This is a genomic window from Methanosarcina sp., assembly GCF_028693135.1.
GTDB lineage: Archaea > Halobacteriota > Methanosarcinia > Methanosarcinales > Methanosarcinaceae > Methanosarcina.
In genome coordinates this window covers 1-18,779 of record NZ_JAQUVZ010000061.1, presented here as the reverse complement: position 1 = coordinate 18,779, position 18,779 = coordinate 1, and the positions used below count along the sequence as shown (strand labels likewise).

General features: G+C 44.8%; 15 protein-coding genes. 5 read left to right on the top strand and 10 right to left on the bottom strand.

The genetic code is table 11. The features are described from left to right. Positions 1-234: 234 nt before the first annotated feature. The 6 genes from PHF18_RS16730 to PHF18_RS16705 all read right to left on the bottom strand — a co-directional run bounded on the left by PHF18_RS16730 (position 235) and on the right by PHF18_RS16705 (position 10,800). Complete coding sequence (locus PHF18_RS16730; RefSeq protein ID WP_300104728.1) at positions 235-1,515, bottom strand: nitrogenase component 1; 1,281 nt, start codon at positions 1,513-1,515, stop codon at positions 235-237. Next, a complete protein-coding gene (locus PHF18_RS16725; protein WP_300104726.1) occupies positions 1,512-3,890 on the bottom strand; it encodes a nitrogenase component 1 in 2,379 nt (792 codons plus the stop codon). Before PHF18_RS16725 ends, PHF18_RS16730 begins: the two co-directional genes overlap by 4 nt. Positions 3,891-4,374: 484 nt before the next feature. Further along, complete coding sequence (locus tag PHF18_RS16720; protein ID WP_300104725.1) at positions 4,375-6,567, bottom strand: ATP-dependent DNA helicase; 2,193 nt, start codon at positions 6,565-6,567, stop codon at positions 4,375-4,377. Positions 6,568-6,747: 180 nt separating this feature from the next. Next, positions 6,748-8,514, bottom strand: a complete 1,767-nt coding sequence (locus PHF18_RS16715) for a ribosome biogenesis/translation initiation ATPase RLI (RefSeq protein ID WP_300104724.1) — start codon at positions 8,512-8,514, stop codon at positions 6,748-6,750. Between the two features lie 406 nt (positions 8,515-8,920). Next, positions 8,921-9,334, bottom strand: a complete 414-nt coding sequence (locus PHF18_RS16710) for a hypothetical protein (RefSeq protein WP_300104723.1) — start codon at positions 9,332-9,334, stop codon at positions 8,921-8,923. Between the two features lie 446 nt (positions 9,335-9,780). After that, positions 9,781-10,800, bottom strand: a complete 1,020-nt coding sequence (locus PHF18_RS16705; RefSeq protein ID WP_300104722.1) for an MBL fold metallo-hydrolase — start codon at positions 10,798-10,800, stop codon at positions 9,781-9,783. Between the two features lie 405 nt (positions 10,801-11,205). Between PHF18_RS16705 and PHF18_RS16700 the strand changes: the two genes are divergently transcribed. The 4 genes from PHF18_RS16700 to PHF18_RS16685 all read left to right on the top strand — a co-directional run bounded on the left by PHF18_RS16700 (position 11,206) and on the right by PHF18_RS16685 (position 14,771). Next, positions 11,206-11,970 (top strand): hypothetical protein, encoded by a 765-nt coding sequence (locus PHF18_RS16700; RefSeq protein WP_300104720.1) that lies wholly within the window; start codon positions 11,206-11,208, stop codon positions 11,968-11,970. Between the two features lie 337 nt (positions 11,971-12,307). Continuing rightward, positions 12,308-12,886 carry a TetR/AcrR family transcriptional regulator gene (locus tag PHF18_RS16695; RefSeq protein ID WP_300104718.1) on the top strand — a complete coding sequence of 193 codons (579 nt, stop codon included), beginning with the start codon at positions 12,308-12,310 and terminating at the stop codon, positions 12,884-12,886. A gap of 126 nt (positions 12,887-13,012) precedes the next feature. Beyond that, the gene (locus tag PHF18_RS16690) at positions 13,013-13,873 is read left to right on the top strand and encodes a DUF1638 domain-containing protein (protein ID WP_300104717.1); all 861 of its coding nucleotides are present in this window, start codon (positions 13,013-13,015) and stop codon (positions 13,871-13,873) included. 28 nt (positions 13,874-13,901) lie between these two features. Further along, complete coding sequence (locus PHF18_RS16685; protein WP_300104716.1) at positions 13,902-14,771, top strand: DUF1638 domain-containing protein; 870 nt, start codon at positions 13,902-13,904, stop codon at positions 14,769-14,771. Between the two features lie 108 nt (positions 14,772-14,879). Here the strand turns inward: PHF18_RS16685 and PHF18_RS16680 are convergent, their stop codons facing one another. Then, on the bottom strand, positions 14,880-15,287 hold the full coding sequence (locus PHF18_RS16680) for a DUF1699 family protein (protein ID WP_300104714.1): 408 nt from the start codon (positions 15,285-15,287) through the stop codon (positions 14,880-14,882). Between the two features lie 327 nt (positions 15,288-15,614). Between PHF18_RS16680 and PHF18_RS16675 the strand changes: the two genes are divergently transcribed. After that, complete coding sequence (locus tag PHF18_RS16675; RefSeq protein ID WP_300104713.1) at positions 15,615-15,758, top strand: hypothetical protein; 144 nt, start codon at positions 15,615-15,617, stop codon at positions 15,756-15,758. A gap of 135 nt (positions 15,759-15,893) precedes the next feature. On the opposite strand, the gene trxA is transcribed toward PHF18_RS16675, so the two are convergent. The 3 genes from trxA to PHF18_RS16660 form a co-directional block, all read right to left on the bottom strand. Then, positions 15,894-16,160 (bottom strand): thioredoxin, encoded by a 267-nt coding sequence (gene trxA, locus PHF18_RS16670; RefSeq protein WP_367279211.1) that lies wholly within the window; start codon positions 16,158-16,160, stop codon positions 15,894-15,896. A 273-nt stretch (positions 16,161-16,433) separates the two neighbouring features. Further along, on the bottom strand, positions 16,434-17,240 hold the full coding sequence (gene cofE, locus PHF18_RS16665; RefSeq protein WP_300104712.1) for a coenzyme F420-0:L-glutamate ligase: 807 nt from the start codon (positions 17,238-17,240) through the stop codon (positions 16,434-16,436). Positions 17,241-17,488: 248 nt separating this feature from the next. Continuing rightward, on the bottom strand, positions 17,489-18,301 hold the full coding sequence (locus tag PHF18_RS16660) for a DUF1638 domain-containing protein (protein ID WP_300104710.1): 813 nt from the start codon (positions 18,299-18,301) through the stop codon (positions 17,489-17,491). Positions 18,302-18,779 lie beyond the last annotated feature (478 nt).

The following is an 18,779-nucleotide window of genomic DNA, read 5'->3' as shown; positions in this document are numbered from 1 at the left end:
TCATAAAGAAGGAGAAATAGAGTCCGAAATATTGAATATGGAGGATATTCACTGGAAGATATTGAGTCTCATGGGAGAAAAATATGAAAATATCTATCTCTAATTACGTTAACCTGCCGAAGGCAGGCTGAGCGACAGCAGCTGCTGGGGTAAAAGTGGAAGTTGAGACCATTGATATAATAAAAGTTTAGAAGTTAGATGGCCCGGAAGTTAAGGAGGTAGGCAAATACCCCCTTAAAGGGAAGAACGTATTCCGTTTATAATTTTTTCGAGAAGCAGGAGGGTACCCTCAACGCCCATATATGTTTTAGGGATGAAATCGATGTACCCTTCCGAAGGTGTGCATATTTCGAGACCTGCTTTACAGCAGCCCAGCCCTTTCAAAAGCCCGAGAGTGTAGCCGTCGGCAAAGGCAATGTCAACTTTTTCATACTCTGGCTCCCTGTCATAAGCATTTTCAAAACCTTTTTCTATTAAAAATGCCCGGAGGGAGGCTTCAATTTTCGGACTGCCTCCCGGAAGGGTCTTAACCGCACTGGGAACCATCCCGAGGTAGGAGTAGAGCCAGAGAGCAAGCGGATAGGCAAACGAGGCTTCGGCTCTTATTGAGAAACTTGTTCCTTTTGGGAGCCCGGAGAAGGAATGGTAGCGTGCGAGTTTGGAATAGCTGCTTTTCCTGGCAGCCCGGACAAAGTTCAGGGCAGGGGACGGGTCAATCCCGAGGCATTTTGCAACTTCCCTCAGCAGCTGCTCGGTAGCATCAAAACCCACCGGGACTCCCATAGGGGAAAGGACAGACGGGATCTCGAAGCGTTCCCGGTACCATTCAGCAATTTTTTGTCCGTACTCGGGGAAGAGCACTATATTGCAGGCAGCACTGCTTGAGTTTTTCAGCTCTTCAACGGAAGTGTCCGCAAAGAGCACGGCTCCGACCTCCAGCCCGAGGAGGGACAGGAGCTTTTTCAGCTCGGCTACCGTACCCTCCCAGTGCTTATGCAGGATGGAAAGGCCAATGATGTTCACCCTGTTCTCTTTTCTGGAAAGCGACTTCAGGTCCAGGTGCTCAAGAAGAGCAAGCCCTGTGTTTTCAAAGCCTATCGGAGCGGGCAGGGAAAAACCTGCACAGTCCACCGTAAAACAGCGTTCACTCACCCCGCTTTTTTTCAGGGCGGTTTCCAGGTCGTCCCCGATAAGGCTTGCCCCGGGAGAATTAATAACCGCAAGGAGGTCATTGTTCTTTTCCGCAACCGTGGAAAGGAGCTTCTCAAGCTTTTCAAGAGACCCTTCAACGTAATCTTCCCAGTCCAGGTAGGTTGAAGGCACCCTCAATTGCCCGAAGTAAAATTCCCCCTGGAAAGCCATGGGGTCATGGGAAGCGCCCCTCGGGAAATGCCTGTCCGAAAGAAAACTGTGATAGATCTTGCAGCCCGTAGGCCCGTTCAGAAGGACTGATGCGTCCTTAATTCCTTCAACCGTCAGAATGGAAGCTGTAAAAGCATCCGGGGAAAATATCATTCCTCTTCACCTCCATCGTATTTCCAGCCTTCAACCACAGGCAGGCGAAGCAGTGTGCTCCAGCGTTTCGCAAGTTCGAGCCCACTCATAAATCCCACTTTCGGGGAGAAGGGGATAGTGTCGCAGTGTACATCTTCTTCCGGGATAAGGGGGGCATAGCCAGAAAGCACAAGGTCGGGTTTAAGGCATTTTATGTCCTCGGCCCGCTGCAAGTCCGTATAGTTATTCACAAGCGGAATGTCATCCGGAAGTGGGTCCAGCTGTTTATCTTTTCCAAAAGAGGAAGCCCGGATACCGACTTTAACGAGTTCCATGCCAAGGTCCCGGACCGTATCAAGGACCCAGCCTATATCCTGGCTGTAACTTACGACAAGGACTTTTTTTCCCTTAAGATAGGGAGAGTATTTACTGATTTCAGCCCTGTAAATTTGTTCCCGGGCTTCAAGGAAAGGCCCGGGGTTGTGTCCCAGGGTAAGGCTTTTTGCAAGCGCTTTTACCCACTGGCTGCTGTCCCGAAAACCCACTGGGAAGGGATGTTCGAAAAAGTCGAGCCCGAAGTGTTCGGACAGGTAGTCCCTGAGCATCCGGTTTTCAAGGCTGTTGTAGGCAAGGAGGTTGAATCTGGCTTTCTTAAAATCCCGGATAGAAGAAAGATCAGCCCTGCTCAGGAAACGGCAGTTTACCCGGAGCCCCAGTCCTTCAAGGAGCTTTTCTATTATCCGGAAGTTTTCCTCGTCCCTCGGGGAGAAATTCCGTTCCCCGATAATGTTGACAAGGCCTTCTTCCTGCCCAACTGCAGGGTCGATAAGCTCGGCAACTTTTTTACACCCTTCAAAAAAACCGTAAGAAAAATCCCCGGTAAGGTTTCCATCCACGGGAATAGGAAATATCCGGGCTTTGGGATAAAGGTGCTTCATCTTCAAAACGGCTTTTTCGATATCGTCCCCGATTATTCCTGATGGGCAGGTACTCACAACAAAAAGCAGTTTCCGGCCTGAAGCAAGAGCTTCTTCCATCCTGCAGGAAAGCTTTTCAAGCCCTCCGAAGATGATATCCTCTTCTTCCATATCCACAGACAGAAGCCCCGGCAGAGCCTGCTCCTCAAGGCCCTTAACTCCGGTTTTTTTGAAGCTCCCGCTCCTCAAAAAGGAACTGGCAAGCGCATCCGAGATGATATGGGCGCAGCTCCTCGGCCCGTGGAGGACCGTAAGAGCCCCGTTTACCTGGAAAGTGGCAGTCACCGCGCCTGCAAATGCGCAGCCGTAAAGGGGAGCTTTTAGTATAGCAGGCCCGGACCCGGAAGGAGCCAAAACAGAAACTTTTTCTTTCCCCAAAGCAGGCTTTACCCGGGGAGAGTCAGAACAGGAGAGATTTCCGGAACCACTGGCATCTCCAGCTTCCCCCTTGCAGGCCCCACAGGTCTCACAAAGGTATTCCTCAGGCTCATTAATAGTCCTAATAGTCCTACCTTCAAGTCCTGCCTCCTCCTCGAACCCACTTTCACACCCTGCTTCCTTTTCGAATTCCCTCTGCATGAAGATCGATGCATTGTCTTCCGGACTCCTTCCGAGCACCAGCTCTTCAAGTTCCCAATCTTCGAGAGGCCTTGCATGATAAAGCAAACTCCTATCCTTTACGATCTTTTCCACATGCCGGGCAAGTTCCCTGAAAATTTCAGCGTTTTCGGATTCAGGGAAGGCTTCTATCAGTGTCTTGCCGGCTTTTTCGGCCCTGGAGAAAATTTCGCTGCGGGGAATCGAGGCAACCACCGGAAGCCCAACAGCCTTTGAAAAAGCCAAAATCCGCTGGTCCTCGGCTTCAAGGCCTCTACTGTTCAGGATAATCCCCGCAACTCTGGGGGCGGAATCCTCAAAATTTTTTATGCCCCGGAGAATGTTATTTGCCGCATAGATAGCCATGAATTCCCCGGAGGTGACAAGAAAAACGGCGTCTGCATATTCCCTCCGGAGAGGGACTGCAAAACCACCACAGACAACGTCTCCGAGTACGTCGTAAAGGACAATGTCAAGGGGGACGTCCCGGATTCCAAGCCGCGCGAGCGCCTCAAAACTGCTCAGGATTCCCCGACCGGCACAGCCGACTCCTGGCTTCGGACCCCCGGTTTCCACACAGGCAGCCCCCTTGAAACCTTTGAAGAGCAGACCTTCAAGACTTTGTTTGTCAGGAGACGTTTTCCTGAGATAGTCCAGCACCGTGGGGATCTTCCTCCCTCCAAGGAGCAGCCGGGTAGAATCACTTTTCGGGTCGCAGCCGACCTGGAGAATGCGTTTTCCGGATTCCGCAAGAGCGGCGGAAAGATTTGCAGAAACCGTGGACTTGCCAATTCCACCTTTCCCATAAAAGGCAATCTGCATCAAGAAATCTCACCTCTGTACCGGAGAGGAAGATCCTGTCTCGGAACAAAATTCAAAAGTGGTTTCACATCGGAAAACTGAAATTTTTGTAGACTTTGCTTCATCGGTCATTTTTTACACTCTTTTTTTAGATTATAGTCCCGAACGTAAATATTTTCACTTACGAAAGTCGAAGGCAGAATGCCTGTTACTTTAGTGGCGGGATGAATGCCATCAACGTCCCATATTTTCGCTATCTTCTAACCTCTAAATACGATTCTGTCCTATACTATGTACTGAATTCCTAAGCGATAACCAAGCCAGGGAAACCAGAACCAATTTGATCTTTCTTCACCTCTGGAACAGAGGATAGAGCCTGTGGACTTGTGAACGGTAGTTCGAGGTATGAAGCAGGAAGCCTCACAGCTTTAGCGTGGGGTAGTTCACTCAAGGACACCAGGAATTGAAATATACACGAAGAAAGATCAATGATCATCGAGACAAATCAATAATCATTGATTGTCCTCTGCCCGTCGGGGGATCCATTATCAAGAGATTCAGCGCCAGAGACCTCAGACACAGCTTCATTTCGTCCGATCTGCTTAAAGATCCTTTCAGCAATCTTCGGCCCCACAAGAGCAGCCACCTGTTCAGGAGAAGCCCCTGCAAGGTCTGCTGTGGACCTTAAACCTGCCTCATAAAGTTTCCTTGCCCTTACACGTCCGATGCTCCTGATGTCTAACAGGTCCATCAGTTCAGGGCCTGCACCGTAATGGATCCGCTTTTCAAGTTCTGCAGCTTCTTTTGCCCCTTTAAGGTCAAGGAGCCTGGCAAGCTGGGTGGTCACGTGCATGATCCACTCGGCAATGTCTGCACTTGCATGGATGTCCCCTTCCCCGATGTTGAATTTTAAACATAGCTCATTTTCAGGCTTTTCATGGATCCAGTCCATCAGCAGGAGAGAGGTCTTTACCTCGCTCAGGAACCACTCATATTCGACAACATTGAAGGGGCTTGGCACCTTTGAGAACTCTTCTGCATGCGCCATTACGTAATCATTGATATCCTGGTAGTCCTGGCTCCGCATATACATCAGACGCATGTCAGGCGTACTGCAGACCAGGTGCAGGAGAGTAAGCTCGGTAAGAGTTCCGGCTCCTCTTAAGCCCTTAACAATAAGGGCTGCAGAAAGAGGGTCAATATAGAGCCTGGAAACAAGTTTTCCGAAACTCGTGGAAATAAGGGAATCTGGATCCTTCTCAAGCATTCCCTCCTGCCGTAAAAAGTTCAGGCATTCCTCCACAACCGTGGAGAGCCCGAAATTTGAGTACTGGAAAGCGAAAAAGGTCGCCTCCAGAAAATCCATAAGCTCTTCTCTTGTCCGGGCAAAGCCGTTCGAGATAGTTGAAAGCACGTGCGTTCGAAGAGCATTTTCCGTCCCAAGCTTGGACCAGATATCTTCGGCTCCGGCTTCAATATATTTCTCAAAAAGGAAGACCAGTTCCTCGGATGATTTTGCAAGCAAGACAGCTTCTCCGTAAGGGTCAAGCCTCGGCCTTCCTGCTCTTCCTGCCATCTGCTTGTATTCGAGCACCGGGATAGGCTGCATGCCTGCGTCAGAAGAATAACGCCGATAACTCCTTATAATTACACGCCTGGCAGGCAGGTTCAGTCCTGCTGCAAGGGTTGGGGTACTTGAAATAAGCTTTATTCGCCCTTCCCGAAAGCCGGTTTCTACAAGTTCCCTAAGAGGGGAAGTCAGGCCTGCATGGTGAAATGCCGTCCCTGAACGGACGCAGGACGCAAGAACTGATGAGGTATCGGTTTCACTGTTTTCCAGGATCTCATCTGCAATCCCTGCAAGAGCTTCCCTGTCTGCTGCGGAAAGAGTCTTTTTAACTGCAGAAGCCGCTTTCTTTGCAAATCCCATGCAGTTTTTCCTGCTGCTTTCGAAAACAAGGCACTGCCCACCTTCTTTGAGGGTATCGAGCACAAGGTTTATGGCTTCATCTTTTGTGGGCTGTTCAACAGGCTTTTCCCTGTCCCTGCAGAAAAAAGTCCCGTTAAACAGTACCCCTTCCATAAGGTCGGTAGGCCTCCATTCACTTACCACAAGCTCGGCATCAAGCCAGGCTGCAAGCTCATCAGCGTTTCCGACTGTTGCCGAAAGGGCAAGGACCTGGCAGGAAGGGTTCATTTTCCGGAGCTTTGCCAGAGTGACCTCAAGGGTTGGCCCCCTGTCCGCAGAATCGATAAGATGGACTTCATCTGCCACAACAACCGAGATCTCCTGCATCCAGGCAGTCTCGTTCCTGAGCAGGGAATCAGTTTTTTCCGATGTGGCTACAATGATGTCGTTGATGCCGATTCCTTCATCCCGCCGGTCATAGTCCCCTGTTGAGATCCCGACCCTGATGCCCAGTTCGGAGAATTCCTGAAACCGCCTGAATTTCTCGGAAGCCAGAGCTCTCAGGGGCACGATATAGAGGGCTTTTCCTCCGGCAAGCACGGACTTCAACATTGCAAGCTCTGCAAGCAGAGTCTTTCCCGAAGCCGTAGGGATTGCAGCAAGCAGGTTTTTCCCTTCAAGCAGTCCCTTTTCAACAGCCTCTGCCTGAGGAGGATAAAGTTCAAGAATCCCGGAGTTTTCATAAAAGTGCTTTACTTCAGTGGGCAGGTCGAGACTTTCTATCTTCATTGAAAACCAGTGACTCACACATTAGATAAAAAACTATTTTGAAACCACGATACCAGTGCCAAAAAACTGCTTTCCTGCAAAAGGTTGAGGTCCCCTTTTTAAGGGAACCCCGGAGTTTTTCAGAATATCCGTTTCCGAATATTCTATGGAAAATCTGGAAAAACTCAGTCTTTTGCAGAATCAGTCTTTTGCAGAATAATAGTAGTTTCCGCTTTCCTTCTGCTCCCGGTCAAGCCTTGAGTCAAGGTTGTTTACGCGGGGGCGCCTCGTCTCTTCATCCCTGCGGAAGGTAATGCCGAGGTTTTTCAGGAACCTGTTCATGCCGTTTTCCATGCTGAATGGGCCGTGAGCCTCACCGTAGATAGCAGGCTTGCCTTCAAAAACAAGGAGGCGCTGGCTGAGCAGATCGATCATATAGATGTCGTGGTCAACGACCATAGCCGTTTTCTGGTTGTTTTCGGCAAAGCGGTTGATGACTCTTGTGACCATGGAACGCTGCTCCACATCAAGGTGGGCACTTGGCTCGTCCAGAATATAGAGGTCTGCTTCCTGGGACAGGCAGGCGGCAATCGCTACCCTCTGAAGTTCTCCACCACTGAGGTCGGTAAGCAGGCTGTCATAGATCCTTTCAAGCTGGAGTGGGTTTGAGATCTCAACTTCATAGTAGCTGGTCCCGAACCGCTTTGAAATGCCTCTAAGGAAGTCCTGAACACTTACAGGAGTATCTGCTTTAATGTACTGGGGTTTGTAGGAGATTTTTACTTCGATGCCCGGGTCCCCTTCTTCTGGCTTGATTTCTCCTGCCAGGACTTTTACGAAAGTTGACTTTCCTATTCCGTTGGGACCAACTATCCCGAGAACTTCCCCGACACGCAGGTTTCCACCTGTTGCTTTGAGAGAGAAGCCGTCGCCGTACTTCTTTGAAAAGCTGTTAAAAGAGATCGCAGACTTAAATTGGGCATCCTCTCTTGGGGGGTGGACCTCGAATTTGATAGCTTCCGGCCGGATCCTGATGTTTTCTTCAGGGAGATAACCTTTAAGATACTGGTTGATCCCGACACGCACACTTTTTGGGAGAGTTATCACACCAAACCCTGCAGGTTCACCATAGGCTATGTGAATTACATCTGTAAGCATATCCAGGACTGCAAGGTCGTGCTCTACCACAAGCACTGCCCTGTCCTTTGAAATTTCCTGGACGAGGCGGGCTACGTTAATCCTCTGGTAGATATCCAGGTAGGGACTTATTTCGTCAAAGAAATAAAACTGGGCATCTTTTGCCGCACAGGCTGCAATTGCAACCCTCTGAAGTTCCCCACCGCTTAATTCCGAGATTTTTCGCCCGACTACGCCTCTGAGGTCGAGATAATCAACAAGCTCGTCCATAACCCCTCTTTCATCGGTTTTTTCAAGCAGCTCTGAGGTCTTGCCTTTGAAAGCTTTGGGGATCAGGTCAACGTACTGGGGCTTCTGGGAAACCTTTACTTTCCCGTTCACAACGGCTTTGAAATAGTCATGAAGTGCCGTGCCGGCATAGTGTTCGAGTACCATATCCCAATCTCCTTTCTCCTGCCCGAAATTGGGGATCAGGGCTCCGGAAAGGATCTGGACAGATGTACTCTTCCCTATCCCGTTCGGACCCAGGATACCGGTTACCTTTCCTATCCTCGGCACAGGAAGCCCGAAAAGGGCAAAACCGTTTGTCCCGTACCTGTGAGTGGGTTCCGTAAGGGCTTCAGGAAGCCCAATAATCATGATGGCATCGAAAGGGCATTTGTTAACGCATATTCCGCAGCCCACACAGAGTTCCTCGGAGATGACCGGCTTTCCATCGGCCTCAAAAACAATGGTTTCGTCGCCTGTCCTGACTCTGGGACAGTACTTTTCGCACTCCTTGCTGCACCTTCTGGGCTGGCACCTGTCTTTGTTAATTATAGCTAATCTCATAATAGTCCCCGGAAATTACGTTTTTTGATTGTTTAAAGTATAAATAAATTAGGCAATATGGATTCATTTGTGTAAGTTATTTGTGTAAGTTGTATGAGTTCAATAATGTGGTATAGTTATCTGATTTATATTGTGCAGTTATCTGATTTCAGTAACGATAATAAGTATCAAAGTTATGCCACATATAAAGCCGTCAAGCATCTACAGCATTTCTCGGTTATGAAATGCCTGCCCTGGTATATGAACCGTTGGAATGTTGCAGGTATGAAATACCATCTTGATAAGAAATATTAGTATGACAAAGAACATAAGTAAAAATAAAGATAAAAACCGATAGCAAAAGAGCCGGGATGAAAAGGCCATCTTTTAGGAAAAGCCTTTTTTGAAGCCCAGGAAAAGAGTTTTTTCAATTCAGGAGCAGTGTCCAGGTAACAAGGAAGAAGTCTACAACTATGAACTCTACAAAAAGCCAGTCCTTAGCCTTGAATTCCTTGACATCTATCTTAATCATGGGGTAAAGAATCCTCTGGACATAATATGTGATTCCTATAACGATCGCGAGTATGGCATACCAGATCCGGTCTTCGCCTGCCCCATACTGGCTGAACATTACAACCCCGGAGATTATTCCAAGTATTGAAGAAACAATTGTTTTTATAATGCCTTCCTTGTGAGCTTTCTGCTTTTCTTCGGGGGTCTTTTGCTTGATAAGGATCTTTTTTTCGGGAGCCTCAACAATTTCTGGAACACTTTCTATGGAAGCCTCTGCAACTTTTGCGAGTTCCTTTCTGGACTTTGACTTTGGGGTTTGTTTACTCAACCTGCATTCTCTCCTGAACAGCAATTATCTTTCCTGGGAATGTAGTATTAATTAAAAGCTTAAAATGATTAAAAATGGGATTATAGATTTCAATGATAATATTTGATTCGGTGATATTAGTTAAATTAGTTCAAATTTGATTCGGTGATATTAGTTAAATTAGTTCAAATTTGATTCGGTGATATTAGTTAAATTAGTTCAATTAGGGTTTATTAAATTAGAGTTACATTTGACCCCGTATACCTAATAATTAGATCTAGACTTAAATAATAGACTTGAAAAGAAATTATCAGGCTGTGACTTAAACTGTTAGACCAGATTATCAGCCTGGTGTCTGAAGTTTGAATTGAAACCTGTCAGACCGGAGTTATCAAATTAAAGTATCAGATTTAGATCATCATATTTAAATTTTTAGAATTAAATTATTAGGACTGAATTTAAGGGATTTAAATAAATTCATTGCTTAAAACATTACCGATCTGATCTATGGAAATCGAATCGATCCCTATTGAATTTAAATGTTTTGAAAATTTTGAAGGTCTGTTTCCTGCCGGATGGTAAACAAGAGTAACCTCCGGGTTGAGTTTTTTTACCATATCCTCAAGCCCGCACGCATCAAGGTGGTCACTTATCTTAATAATAGGATATGGGTAATCAGCACGGCAGCTCAGCACATACTTTTTCACATTCCACGGAAGCTTGTTAAGGTCCCGGGGAGTTACCACGAAAACATCATCTTCGCCCCCGGAGTCAAGCCCTGCAAGTTCTCCTGCATCCTCAAGCATGCTCCGCGTAAGCGCCCTGGTCCGGGCTTCCATCCGGATTGCACCGTCGTACCCAAAGCCTCTTATTAGTTCAACAGCCCGCTGGGTTTTTCCGAACTCATATGCTCCGAAGGCAACAGGTCCGTTCTCAAAAAGGGCGCATTTCATGCTGTCAAGGTCATCCGCAAAATGACAGGACGGGTCTTCAGGGTCCCCGTAGTTAGCTTCAGTAATAAGAACATCGCAGGGAGGAAGCTTGCTGGCATCCTTGACATCTCCTGTGACCAGGATTCTTGTCCCTACATCGTTTTCCCAGTAAAAAGCCGCGGCGCCGACAGTGTGTTCCGTAGGGCAAGTCTTTACCTTGACCCCTTCAATGTCAATTTCATCCCCGAGCCTGCACATGCTGCCCGAATATTTTTTGTCGTGCCTGATTTCAAGAGCAGCTGCTGTTTTTTCCGTACAGACTGCCCGCGGAGAGAGCATAGCTGATTTTCCGTGATGATCGGAATGGGCATGGGTAATCAGGTAGGCATCGGGCTGGGGGTGCTTTCCCTGAGTCCGGGTAGTATCAATGGAAAAGGTACGTAAATCTCCCTCATTGCCTCTGAAACGGAGTGAAATATGGGGTTTAAAGGTTCCTCGGGAGTTGCGCTGCCTGAGCGCGAGAACTCCAAGGTCAATTAGTTTTTTAGAAATCACGCCAATCTCTGAGGAGATAATACTGAAGGTATTTAAGAGTAGGTAAAGAGCGTTAGAGTAGTGATAGCGTTGTCCTTCGATACATTACTTCAGGTAGTGAAACTGGCCAAAATTTTGTTTTGAGATACTTTTGCTCAGATGCATCTGTTTTCTCAGCTAAAGTGTGCACAGGAAATTGAAGTGTACACAAAGGGAAAATAAGAGCAAAATGGGGCATGTGAGCGTTTTGGAAGAACGTCGACTTATTTAGGACTTACGCGGTTGGACTGAGAAATCAATAGCATTGAACCATCAACTGTATAAAACACTAAACCAGTCACAACGCTGAATGCTCTTGATTTTGTAATTCAATGCGTAAGTCCTATTATTATTGAAAGACAACCAAATAATGAGGAGGGGAATTAAATGTCGAACTTAAATGTGAATCCGGTTAATGATGCCGAAACGGCAGATTCCCGCTGGAAAGGCCTCTATAGAATCGGCGGCGCGGGTGCCCTAATCACAGCAGCGTTGCTTCCAATCGAAATCGTCATCTTCGCTGTCTGGCCACAGCCCAGCACCGTAATCGGCTGGTTTACGCTACTTCAGAACAACAGGCTCCTTGGACTCTTAGACCTTGATCTCCTGGGGATCTTCGCCTATGCACTTCTTGTCCCGACTATTCTCGCGCTCTATGTTTCCCTCCGCAGAGCCAGTGAATCTTTCATGGCAATCGCTGCGGTCCTTTATTTCATAGGGATAACTGTCTACTTCGCATCGAATACGATTTTCTCTATGCTTTTCCTCAGCGACCAGTACGCAGCTGCGACAACAGACGCGCAAAAATCACTATTTCTGGCAGCGGGGCAGGCGATGATTACTTTCTTCAGTTTCACCGCTTTTCAGGAGAGTTATGTCATCGTGTCAGTTGCCCTTCTGATAATCTCAACTGTTATGCTCCGGAGCCTCATCTTCAGCAAATCAACTGCTTATGCAGGAATTCTGGCGAATGCATTCACACTGGGAGCAGTAGCACTGGAACATACACCAGTGATAGGTAGCTACCTCTCTTTTATAGCATTCCTATATCTTGCATCTATAGTGCCTTTAACGATATGGTATGCCCTGATTGCCCATAAGCTCCTTCAGCTGGGGCAGGGCATCTCGACAGAGGAAGGAAATCCAAATTGAAAATCGTCCGGTACCGGTTATCATTTCTCCTATAAGGGGTATTCATTTGGATTCGGTTAAGGTTTAAAACGTCAAAAAGTATTATTTTTTATGCTATATATCTAGGAATTATGTTGGAAAATCACTATAATTGGTATTCGAAGTTGTGCATAAAATTCGTAAACCGATGACAAAAGAAGGGATATTAAACTATACAAATTTCTGGTGTTGGGCAGTTGATAGATCAAGATTTCAGCCTGATATTAATTTCGGGATAGGCTCATCCAGCAAATCAAGAAACTAACATTTATATGAGTGGACACCCCTTAGTTACTTACTGGTAAGTAAGTGTTTTATTATGAAAGAGATGAACGAAACCAATCAACAGATACTCCATTATGCAGGGAACTTTTTGCAGTGTCGGGGTTATAATGGATTCAGCTATAGAGACATTTCCCGGAAACTGGGCATAAAGAATGCCGCAATTCATCATTACTATCCCCAGAAAGAAGATCTGGTTGCAGCCTTTCTGGAGGTCAGCAGGCAGAAATTTACTGCAAATATTGCTCAAATTGTGGAATCGGGAGGTTCAGCCCGTGAACAGCTTCAATATTATTTTGATTACGCCTTAAAAGAATTTGATGAAGGCAAAAGTATCTGCCCACCAGGTTCGGTAATGATTGATTTTGAAGAACTTTCGGAAAAGGTAAAAAAGCAGCAGCTACTGTTACTGGATGAAATCCTGACCTGGCTTTCCAGAGTCCTGAAAACCGGGCTGGAGCAGGGAGAGCTTAATTTCGCTGACCCTGTGGAGGTACGTGCAGATGCGATATTTGAAACCTTACTGGGTGCCAGACAGCTGTCCAGCATAAAGGGAAGAAAAACGCTTGTCAGATCAATTGCTCTAATAAAATCCGATCTTGGATGGAAGGATTGATATTTACGGTAGGGTTGATTTTTTGCGAACCACCACTTACTTATATGTAAGTAAGTAAAATGTTTTTATATACTGATTTTTAATATACTGATTTTTAATATACTGATTTTATAGAGGAGAAATTTGATGCCCGTTATGAGTATTCTTTCATGCAAAATAATGCAGGACGAGATTGTCTGGATTCTTGAAAATGATCCTGCGATTGATGAGGTTATTGTAGTTGAAAATGAAAACATCCGGGAATTCACAGGAAAACTAAATAAAGTAAACATTCAGCACAAAATACTCCCCATTGAGAATATCCCTTTACTTTCTGACATAAACAGTGAATGTGAGAAAAAAAGTGAATGTGGAAAAAAAAGTGAATGTGAAAAATATACGGTTCTGGTCTACCTGATGGAACTGGGCCTGCATAAAAACCCAAAAGATTTGAAAAACAAGGTATATGAGAACATAGAGACCCTCGCCCCATTCTCTTCAGGGATTCTGGTTTTTTACGGCTTATGTGGAAATGTGCTTGGGGATATCGAAACAGACTTTGAAGGAAATTCCTTCCCATGCCCTGTTCGTATCCTTAAAGACAGGAAGAACAGAATAGTAGACGACTGCATTGGAGCGACTGTGGGAGGAATGGATAACTACCTGAGTTTACTCAAAAGTGTTGGTGACGCTGGAACTTATCTCTTTACGCCCATGTACAGTAAGGGCTGGAGAGAGTTTTTTGAACTGGATAAGCTGCACAAAGATCCGGCTAAAGCCTTGAAAATGATGATAAAAACCCATGAAATGATTGGCTATAAGAGGGTTGCAAAAATTAATACTGGGCTTGAGTATACTGAAAATTTCGATGATTCGATCCGAGAATTTGCAGAGCTTTTTGATTTTGAAATACTGGAATTTAATAATGGCAACCAGGAAATTTTTGAAGATTGTTATGGGAAAATGAAAGTGGAAATCGAGAGTAACGAAAGTGGAAATCAAAAATAAATAACGGAACATGAGAGATGGTTCACCGATGCCTGTACTGAGTATAATTGCCTGTGAAATGCTTGAGGATGAACTTGTTTATGTCCTCTCAAAAGACCAGAACGCAGTACGATTAATCACAGTTGAAAACAGGCAATGTTTCAGGTTTGTTAGAAAGCTTAAATCCGAAAATTGCCAGACCAGGCTTTTTCCTCCGGACAGGATATCTTTTTTTGCAAAACAGATGAATCGTCCCGTATCCATGAAAATTCCGAATTTTCTATTGGAGTTTCCACTTTTTGGGAAAATATATGGGAATATGAAGGAAAAGAACAGAGAAACAATCACCGTAGTGGTAAACATTCTGGAGCTTGGCCTGCATGCAGACTGTGACATTTTAAAGTCTGAAATCTACCGAAATATGAAGGAAATGGCAGACTTTTCAGATGGAATTCTTATATTTTATGGGAACTGCGGACGCCCGTTAAGGGGCCTGGGAGCTGAGTTCAAAGATATTAAATGCCCCCTCTATTTTCTCGAAGATGAAAAAGGAGAAATTGTGGATGACTGTATCAGCGTAGCTCTTGGGGGCAACGATAATTATGCTGAGGTTATGCAGAGTGGAAACGGCACAGGTATGATATACCTGACCCCTATGTGGGCCTCCGGCTGGACAGAAATGAAAAAGGAATCATTAGGTACTTCTGACGTAGATAAACATTTTTTAAAAAATCCTTTGTATAAAAACATTGTCAAAATCAGTAATGAAATCTCCAGAGGAGAAGAATTCGACAAAAATGTCTCAAATTTTGCCCGGATTTTTGATATGAGTATTGTTGAAAGGGAAGGCAGTATGGAAATTGCAAGGAAGTCCTACCTGAATGCCAGGAACGAGATCTGCAAAAAAGTTACCAATTAGCCTTAAAAAGAAGAGTTAAACTGGAGATTAAATATAAAAATTAAATGTGGAATCGATGAACTGTACACTCTAATCTCCAGCAAAACCTTAAGGGTATGCCAAAAAAAATCAGGCAGTTGTTTCCTTATCCAGAATATAACCGACCATTTCAGGGTTCAGTTTGCTTTCCCTTGAAATCTTTTTCTCAATCTCCTCAGTGGTTTTACCTTCGGTTTTCATTTCTTTAATCTTTTCAATCACTGAGATTGGAATGCTGTAGTATTCGTTAATGTCTTTCCGGTGTCCCCAGACATCTCCTTCGATGAGCTGGATTCTCTGCATCTGAAGGAACATTTCTATGGACTTTGAGACTGTACGCATGTAAGATTTAGGTAACTGAATTACCTCAATCTTCGGGCAGGTTTCAACCAGTCCAAAAATGTCCTTGTTAGAAGGCCTGAAAGCCAGGTGAACAATACGCTCATTCGGATTAAGTGTAAAGATTTCTTCTCTTGAACTAACTACTCTTATTCTCATGTTTTTCCCCCACTATAGGTTGTTTATGTTTTAAGTTATTTTATGTTTTTGTTATATTAGAAAGTACTAATACTTATTATAAATAGTTATCTTATTGAACTAATATTGTTTAGATAGTATAGTAAATTAGCTACTTCTATTATGCCCCTATAAAAGAACCTTAAAAAGCCTTAAAAAAGATTAAAGCCGCTTTTTACAGGTATATTTTTTGATATCAGGTCAGTTTTTATAGAGGTTCATACAAAAAATCTTTGTAGATACTATATAAATTATTCGGATTTGAGTTCCTGATTTTTGATTTTCGCTTGAAGTTTAATTGAGATTTTATTGAAAGAAGGAAAAAATTCAGCTCCAATCATGATTAGTAAAAAATCTATTGGGTTCAGTGCATCAAATCGAAAAAACTTCAGGAGAAATATCAGGAGAAATATCAGGAAAAATATCAGGAGAAATATCAGGAGAAATATATAAGGAATAAAAACCTCCGGCTGAGGGGGCTGTGAAAGAAGTCTTCTAAAAAGAACTCGGTTAAAAATTTGTGCGCCCACAGGTTCCCTGAACCCGGGCGACTTTTTTCCAGAATTTTTTTCCAGAATAATACAGAGATCAAATAATTTTATCGAGTTCAGATGCCAGTACACTGCCCTGGGTTACACCCATATAGCGCTTCACTTCAGTCCCGTCCTTCTCAATGATCAGGGTAGGGACAGCGTGTATGCTGTACTTTGAGGCAAGCGCCTGGTTTTCATCCACATCGACAACCTTGAATTCAACCTTGTCTCCGTATTTTTTTTCGAGCTCTTCAAGAATAGGTTTTTGCATTCTACAAGGTCCACACCATGTTGCGGAAAAGTCCAATAATATCGGTTTCATAAAATCACCTGCAATACTTGAAACGTATGAGACTTTTTCTGTCTTAGTTTATCTACTCCGGTAAGCGTGCAGAGGAATCGTACATATGCTTCCGCATGGCACAGCTGCCAGAAACCCAATCCTGAATGATAGATGACCTGAAGATGGAATTACCAGATACAGGATCAGGACTCGATTCAGTGTATATATTATCGCCGAGAATATATAATGCTTATCTCAGACATGCGGGCTTCCCTTTAAACGTATTCCGAAAAGGGAGTACAGATAAGCTTTCTACTGATCCTCTTTTTCCGGATATTCTTTTCGGCCTTTGATGATATTGCCGAAATACATGCACCCTTCCATTGAGATCGTCGGCATCTCCGGAGATTCGTCAACCATTTTAACCGGAGCGCCCCGGATAAGCACACAGGGAATTCTTTCTCCGGCTTCTCCCATAAGGAGTTCAGCTGCTGAAACCAGGTTATCTGCCGCTGCTTTGTAAGTCAGGCGGAGGGGCTTTCCGTAGATATCAAAAGTACCCCTCGCATCCTCCACAGGCACAAAGCCTGAAACTCCGAGGGCAATCCCCGTGCAGCCCAACCGCAGAGGCTGAGTCCTGCTGTCCCCTATAATCACTCCCAGCCTGCAGGAGTAACGCTGTTCAAGCCTTTTCCGGATGTTCTCGGAACTTTTTCTCGGGTCCTCCGGAAGCAGGACTACAGAGCCATCAGGGGCGTTTGAAGCATCAATTCCAGCATTTGGAGAAAGGATACCCTTTGTGATAGTAAGTGCGGCTCCGGGGACGCCTCCGAAAAGCTCATCACATTCCTGAAGCACAAGCTCCATTTCCCTCGGATCTATCCCGTATTTTTCCCCGAGGGATAATGCCCTTTCCCCCGGACTGACACTGGCAAGCTCAACTATTCTTTTTTCCGCTGTGGCAACCGCAGATTCAGCCAGCACAAAAACATCCCCGTCAACTGGAATAATGCCTGCGTCCTGCAGCGAAGCTTCAAGGGCCTGCACGATGTCGTCCCCTGCTCTGATGATGGGGGTCTTAATCCCGAACATCTGGATGGAAGTGATTTCTGGACTCATTTTAATGCCTTTAGAAAACTGTGATTAATTTCGATTTTCGGAAACATAAAATCAATATGGACAGAATCAACCCGTAAAATGCCAAAAGGTATTGATAAATGTATCCGAAGGCTCCGGAAAACCCCTGCCGGAAAATAAAAAAGCTTTGAAATGAGGAAATACCCCCAAAAATTAACCTGAGAAGCTAAAAGTTACTTACTGAAAGCTCAAAATCTGACCTGAAATACCTTTTTCCAGAAGATTTACATTCAGACAGAAGCCGCAAGTGAATGCTTCAGATCACTGTAACACATTTTGAAGATAGCCTGATTAGTTTTGATTTCCGTAATTCCAAAACCATAAAAAGCTGCAAATTCCCTTACCTTTGACTCAAAATTATGCTGGTAGTTTAAGCCGGTATTAATCTTTGCTACCTGAGTATATCTGGCAGCCCTAAATACCATTTTTGACTCTTCAAGATTTTCCAGGCTACGGGCAAACCCATTAGCTACGACCATTTTTTCCCAGTTGGCAGCCCACATGGGAGTAAGCATGAAAACCCTTTCGCCCCTGAAACTCTTTATTTTTTCCACAAAAGCTTTTTTACCCCCCAGGACCGCACAGATGCAATCATCAACGATGTTTCCTTCGGAGTCTCTGAGCAATGCGAGGGGACATTCAAGGTACTTGAAATCTCCCTCAATATCTTTGAGCACGTTTCCACAAAGCCCGTAGAACAAAAGCATCCCGTCTGAGAAGAGCGACATCCTCAGAATCGCATCATACACGTTTGTTTTCAGCATAGTACGCTTTTTTCCCATGCCAACTACTTCAAGGATGTTGAGCACAAGCATGACGCCATCCCCGTCCTCCTGCTTCACATCCTTAAGGCACCTGCATGCCTCGACATTATTGAGAGAAAATTCCCGGCAGGGACAACCAATTTCACCAAACTTCCGTACAATGTCTCCAGAACTCCCATTTTTTAGTATTAGAACTTCATCCACCTCTTCATCATGCTCCACGAGATGAACAATTTCATCCTCAAACATTTTGCATGATATGATACTCATTACCCTCATTGTGACCTCCATTTCAGGCTCTCTGGCTCCGGAGGAAAAAACTCAAAACCTACCAGCAACTCCAGATTCCAGAAAAAAACAGAAAACCCCATATCTAACGCCCTCAAAAATCCAGATCGGATACAGTAAAGTGCAGTTAATGTCGATTATAATGTATTTGCTGCGAGTATTTAAAACTAGGTAAAAAGAACGAGATAAGAATTGGAGATAAGAATTAGAGATAAGAATTATAAAAAGAAAAAGTATTTGTAAAAACAGAAAGAAATGACACAAAATAAACAGGATAGAAAGCCTTAGCACTGGAAGAAAAAGAGAAGAAACCTCCAGTTAAAGGGAATTTGTAGTATCCCGTTATTTGGCATGAAAGTACCTCTGATTTCGCACTCCGGACCCTCATTCTGAATTTATGATTATGTTGGAAGCAAATATAGCATTTTTGTCCTGTTAAATTGAAGTCAGGGTCCGGAATGTGGACGTG